This window comes from Arthrobacter sp. 2MCAF14, assembly GCF_052115645.1.
Lineage (GTDB): Bacteria > Actinomycetota > Actinomycetes > Actinomycetales > Micrococcaceae > Arthrobacter.
Window position 1 is genome coordinate 45,731 of record NZ_JBFRHB010000034.1, and the last position, 6,000, is coordinate 51,730.

Here is a 6,000-nt window from a genome sequence, read left to right on the forward strand (position 1 = left end):
GGCCCCTGCCCCGCCCGTCCCCAGCTGCTCCCAACGCTCGCAAGCTCGCGTCGGGGCCCTCGCAGCGGTGGGCCCATCGCGGTGCCCACCACACCCGGGCGAGGGGCCGCCCCCTCGAAACGCTGGCCACTCACCACTGACGAAAGCCGACTTCGTTCAGACTTTCCGCTAACTGTTACCTGTTTCCATAAACAGGTAACAGGCGGGTAAGGTGGCTTTATGCGTGCGATCCTTCTGCTTAGCTAGCCGCCCGGTATACGTCGATCTAGACCATCGCGAACCGAGCGGCCGCCCCTCCTTGCCGAGGGGCTTTTGTGTGTCCGGGACCTTCCGGGGCCCGGAGCAGGAGGCAAAACCGTCATGGAAGAACAGAAGAGGGCAGCAGTGAGCGTTCAGCCGGAGACAGAAACCGGAGCACAGTCAACAGTGGCAGGGGAGACGCCCGAGGAGGGTGTCTACAGCTTCGCCTCGATCGAAGCCAAGTGGCCACAGGTCTGGGAAGACCTCAAAGTCTTCACTCCTGTTGACGATGGATCCCGTGAGCGGCGCTATGTCCTGGACATGTTCCCCTACCCTTCAGGCGACCTCCACATGGGCCACGCCGAGGCCTTCGCGATGGGCGATGTCGTGGCGCGGTACCTGCGGCAGAAGGGCTTCGACGTCCTGCACCCCATCGGCTGGGACTCCTTCGGCCTGCCTGCAGAGAACGCAGCCATCAAGCGCAACGCCCACCCCAGCGAGTGGACCTACGCCAACATCGATACCCAGGCTGCGTCGTTCAAGCGCTATGCCATCTCTGCCGATTGGTCCCGCCGGCTCCATACTTCGGACCCGGAGTACTACCGCTGGACCCAGTGGCTGTTCAAGCGCTTCTACGAGCGCGGCCTGGCCTACCGCAAGGACTCCCCGGTCAACTGGTGCCCGAAGGACCTGACCGTCCTGGCGAACGAGCAAGTGGTCAACGGCGCTTGCGAACGCTGTGGAACCCCTGTCACCAAGAAGTCCCTGAACCAGTGGTATTTCAAGATCACCGATTACGCTGATCGCCTGCTGGACGACATGTCAGAACTGCAGGGACACTGGCCCGAGCGCGTGCTCGCAATGCAACGCAACTGGATCGGCCGCTCCGAAGGCGCGCACGTGCGGTTCGTCATCGAAGCCACCGATAGCCGCGCCGAGCGCGAAGTCACCGTCTTCACCACACGCCCGGACACCCTGTACGGGGCGACGTTCTTCGTCGTCGCCGCGGACGCGCATCTGGCCCTGGACTTGGTCACGCCCGAACACCACGACTCCCTCATGGCCTACCGAGAAAAGGTCAAGGCCCTGTCGGACATCGAACGCCAGTCCACGGAGCGCGAGAAGACCGGCGTGTTCACCGGGCGCTACGCGATCAACCCGCTCAACGGCGAAAAGCTGCCCGTCTGGGCCGCTGACTACGTGCTCGCCGACTACGGCACCGGCGCCATCATGGCGGTACCTGCCCACGACCAGCGCGACCTCGACTTCGCCCGCGCGTTTGACCTGCCGGTGCGACCGGTCCTGAACACCGGCGGGGAAGACCCGGCGGAAACCGGCATCGCGACCGCCGGCGAGGGCACCCTGATGAACTCCGGCGAACTGGACGGATTGTCCAAGGCCGAAGCCATCCCCGCAGCTATCGACATCCTGGAGAAGCTGGGCACAGGGGAGAAGTTCGTCAACTTCCGCCTGCGCGACTGGCTCCTGAGCCGCCAGCGTTTCTGGGGTACTCCGATCCCCATCATCCACTGCGCCGAATGCGGCGAGGTGCCGGTACCGGACGATCAGCTGCCTGTCCGGCTGCCGGAAAACCTGCGCGGCGAAGCGCTGTCGCCGAGGGGTACGTCTCCTCTCGCCGCGGCTCTGGAATGGGTCAACGTCGAGTGCCCGAACTGCGGACGGGCCGCCCAGCGCGACACGGACACCATGGACACGTTCGTTGACTCGTCCTGGTACTTCCTGCGCTTCGTTTCCCCGCACTACACCGAGGGACCGTTCGATCCTGCCAAGATCAACGACTGGATGCCGGTCGGCCAGTACGTGGGCGGCGTCGAGCATGCCATCCTGCACTTGCTCTACGCCCGCTTCTTTACCAAGGTCATCCACGATATGGGCATGCTCGCCGCGGACGAACCCTTCAGTGCGCTGCTCAACCAGGGGCAGGTCCTCAACGGCGGCAAGGCCATGAGCAAGTCCCTCGGCAACGGCGTGGACCTTGGCGAGCAACTGGACAAGTTCGGCGTCGATGCCGTCCGCTTGACCATGGTCTTTGCTTCCCCGCCCGAGGACGACGTTGACTGGGCAGATGTCTCGCCGTCCGGCTCCGCAAAGTTCCTTGCCCGCGCCTGGCGCCTTGGCCAGGACGTCGCAAGCGAGCCCGGCGTCGATGTCTCCACGGGTGACCGCGCGCTGCGCACAGTCACCCACAGGACCATCGCCGACGCCGCCGAGCTGTTGGACAACAACAAGTTCAACGTCGTGGTGGCCAAGCTGATGGAACTGGTCAACGCGACCCGTAAAACCATCGACTCCGGTGCCGGTGGAGCAGACCCTGCCGTCCGTGAAGCCGCCGAAGCCGTGGCAATCATCCTGAGCCTCTTCGCGCCATACACGGCCGAGGACCTGTGGAACCAGTTGGACCACCCGGCCTCCGTCGCGAACGCTGGCTGGCCCTCCCACGATCCTTCGCTTCTTGTCCAAGACACTGTGACGGCTGTCGTGCAGGTCCAGGGGAAGGTCCGTGACCGTTTGGACGTCTCGCCGGACATCAGTGAGGACGAGCTGCGCGAGCTCGCCCTCGCCAGCGAAAACGTACAGCGGGCACTCGATGGCCGCGGCATCCGCACGGTGATCGTGCGCGCGCCTAAACTGGTGAACATCGTCCCGGCATAGCCGGGAAACGGCCGTCGGCGCCTGCCGGCGGCCAGCCACCAGCTCCAGGAGGCTCCCTTGACGGACCGCGAACCAACCGCATGGTTGTGGCTCAAGGAACGTTTGGCCCGCCTTCGTCAGTCCACGACGCCGGGGCGCGCCGGAACTGAGCCGGCGCCCGTCGTCGTGCGCACCGCCGTCGTCACCGACTCGGCAGCCGCACTCCCGGCCGAATGGGTCAAGGCGTTCGTTGCCGACGGCCGCCTCGCCGTTGTGCCGATGCCCGTCATGGTGGGCGATGAGATCTACGGCGAGGGGGAAGACGACATCACCCAGACCCTCGCGCTGGCCCTGGCGGCGGGATCGTCCGTGAAGACCTCCCGACCCTCACCCGGTCAGTTCGAACAGGCCTATCTCGCCGCCCGGGACCGCGGCTTCGAAGCCGTCGTCTCCATCCACATTTCCGCAGGGCTGTCCGGCACCACCGATGCCGCCCGGATGGCCGCGCAACGCGTCTCCATCCCCGTCGAAGTCATTGACTCCCGCACCGTGGGAATGGCGCAAGGCATGGGCGTCCAAAGCGCGCTGGTTGCCGCCGCAGACGGCCGTTCAGCCGCCGAAGTCCGTCGCTTTGCCGAGGAGCGATTGAGCCGCACCAAGGTCTACTTCTACGTGCCGAGCCTCGAGCAGCTCCGGCGCGGCGGACGAATCGGCACTGCTGCGTCGTGGCTCGGAACAATGCTGTCCATCAAGCCGATCCTCGCGGTCGACGACGGCAAGATCGTACCGCTTGAGAAAGTGCGCTCGGCCGCCAAGGCCGTTGCCCGGCTTGAAGAAATCGTTGCCGCCGACGTCAATTCCCGGCTTGTAGGACAGTCGCGGCTTGCCGTGCATCACTTTGGAAACCTGGCAGAGGCAGAACGGCTCGCGGCCCGGCTCGGTGAGAACTGCCCCGATTGCCCGCCAGCCCAGATCAGTGCCCTGCCAGCCGTGCTGGCGGCGCACGCCGGACTCGGCGTTTTGGCCGTCGTTGTCGGCGAAAGCAGTACCCCCGGCGCCACGACGCTCCCTGCGTGACAGTGCGGATGCCACAGCGAATCAGGCGAGCACGAGGCGGAGCCACCCGTAGCCGCGGGCGCGGACACCCGCCCTGGGCGACGGCCTTAAATGTCGTAGCCTCCTGGCAGAGTGTTTCCATGGAAGCGATCGGATACTTCGACACCCGGCAGGGCCTTGGGCCCCGTGGGCTTTTCGGAGTGTCCCGCAGTGCCCGTGTTCGGCGCTTGGCCGCGGTCCCGGGCGGGACCCCGGTTGGGCCGGCGTTGGTGGATCCGCGCGATCGGGGCGGCAGTCAGGCCGCTTTGGACGGGGCCGTGGCGGCACTGAGGTCGCTGGCCGAGAAGGCTGCCAGCGACGTCGGAGTGCTGGGTTTCCAGGAAGCTGTTGCGTTCGCGTCCGGAGTGGAGGAACTCTCCCGCACAGTGGATTATCTCCAGCTGCTCGCCGCTGCAGGGTTGGACGCGGCCCGGAACGATGAACCCGCCGCCCGGCGGGGCTGGACAACAGGCTGGACCACCGGCTGGGCCGCCGACGCGGAGACAGGCTCCGCCGCGGGCTGGGCCGCCGAGACCACGGAAGGCACCGCGGACGAGCAGGGTGGTGCCTCCGGCGCGGTGCAGGGTGGTGCGGCTTCTTCCGTGGGAACGGGTGGTGCCTCCGGCACGGTGCAGGCGGGGAGCGCCCGGGGCGGGGAGTTCCGGTCCACGGCCGAGCATCTGCGGTCGTTGCTGCGGATCAGTGCCGCCGAGGCCAGGGGCAGGCTCGCCCTGGCCCGGGATCTGCTGCCGGGCCGCGGCCTCACCGGGGAAACGGTCCCTGTCCGGTACGGGGAAACCGCCGCGGCGCTGGCGTCCGGGGTGATCGGCTCCCGCTCGGCCGGGATCATCACGATGGCCGTGGCGAAGGTGCGACCGCTGTGCGCCCCGGAGAAAGCCGCGGAAATGGAACACGCCCTGGCCCGCACCGCGGAGGAAAACGACCAGGACTTCCTGGCCAGGGTGGCCCGGCGCTGGGCCGAGGCGATCGACCAGGACGGACCCGAACCGTCCGAAGAATCCCTCCGCCACCACCAAGGGGCGTTCCTGCGCCGTCCCAAGCACGGCCTGCAGCATGTGGAGATCTTCGCCACCAGCGAACAATACGAACACCTGCTCACGGTCATGAACACCGCCACCAACCCCCGCACCCGCACACCCCAAGGCGCCACACCCCAAGGCGCAGCACCCCGCGGCACGGTTCCTGCCTGCGTTGAACCATCCGGCGGCTTCACCGTCGATGCATCCGGCGATTCGTCACAGAATGCTGCGCCGCTGGAGCAGCGGTCGCGGGCACAGAAGCTCCTGGACGGTTTGATCGGCGCCTGCCGGCTCGCCGTGGCCACGGGGTCCCTGCCCGCCACGGGCGGCCACCGCCCGCAGATCCTGGCCACCATCGACCACCGCGAACTCTTCCCCCCACACAGCCGGGACCCGCAGTCCGGTCAAGCTGCGCAGTCCGGTCAACCCTCGCCATGCGGGCAACCCTCGTCGAGCGGGCCATCTTCAGAGGTCGGTCAGCCTGCCCTGTTCAACCGCCCCCGGCAAGGCACGGGCACCGGGTCCTTCACGTTCACCGGGCCCGTCCCGGCGGCAACGTTGCGCACACTCGCCTGCGACGCGGACATCATCCCTGTGGTCCTGGGCGGCGAGGGCCAGGTCCTGGACATCGGACGGACCTCCAGGATCTTCCCGCCCCAGATCCGCAAAGCCATCACCGCGCGGGACAAAGGCTGCGCTTTCCCCGGATGCACCATGCCGGCACCATGGTGCGAGGCCCACCACATCCAGTACTGGTCCCGCGGCGGACCCACCAGCGCCGCCAACGGGACGTTGCTCTGCAGCTTATGCCGAYRTCGGCATAAGCTGCATTATGCCGATGTCCGGATTATGCCGACGTTTGCTGTTGTGGCCTGATTTGGCGGGCTTGTCTGGGATTCTTATCGGCATAATCAGAGGGCTTCGAGGAACGCGAGGAGCTTGTCGCCGGGAGCGTAGCGGCCCGGCGGCGTGT

General features: G+C 66.9%; 3 protein-coding genes. All 3 read left to right on the forward strand.

Annotation, left to right across the window (positions count from 1 at the left end):
- The first annotated feature begins 384 nt into the window (after positions 1-384).
- The 3 genes from leuS to AB4074_RS19820 all read left to right on the forward strand — a co-directional run bounded on the left by leuS (position 385) and on the right by AB4074_RS19820 (position 5,903).
- Positions 385-2,913, forward strand: a complete 2,529-nt coding sequence (gene leuS / locus AB4074_RS19810; RefSeq protein ID WP_441414919.1) for a leucine--tRNA ligase — start codon at positions 385-387, stop codon at positions 2,911-2,913.
- A 57-nt stretch (positions 2,914-2,970) separates the two neighbouring features.
- Positions 2,971-3,969 carry a DegV family protein gene (locus AB4074_RS19815; RefSeq protein WP_441414915.1) on the forward strand — a complete coding sequence of 333 codons (999 nt, stop codon included), beginning with the start codon at positions 2,971-2,973 and terminating at the stop codon, positions 3,967-3,969.
- Positions 3,970-4,088: 119 nt separating this feature from the next.
- Positions 4,089-5,903, forward strand: a complete 1,815-nt coding sequence (locus tag AB4074_RS19820) for a DUF222 domain-containing protein (RefSeq protein ID WP_441414916.1) — start codon at positions 4,089-4,091, stop codon at positions 5,901-5,903.
- Positions 5,904-6,000: the final 97 nt, after the last annotated feature.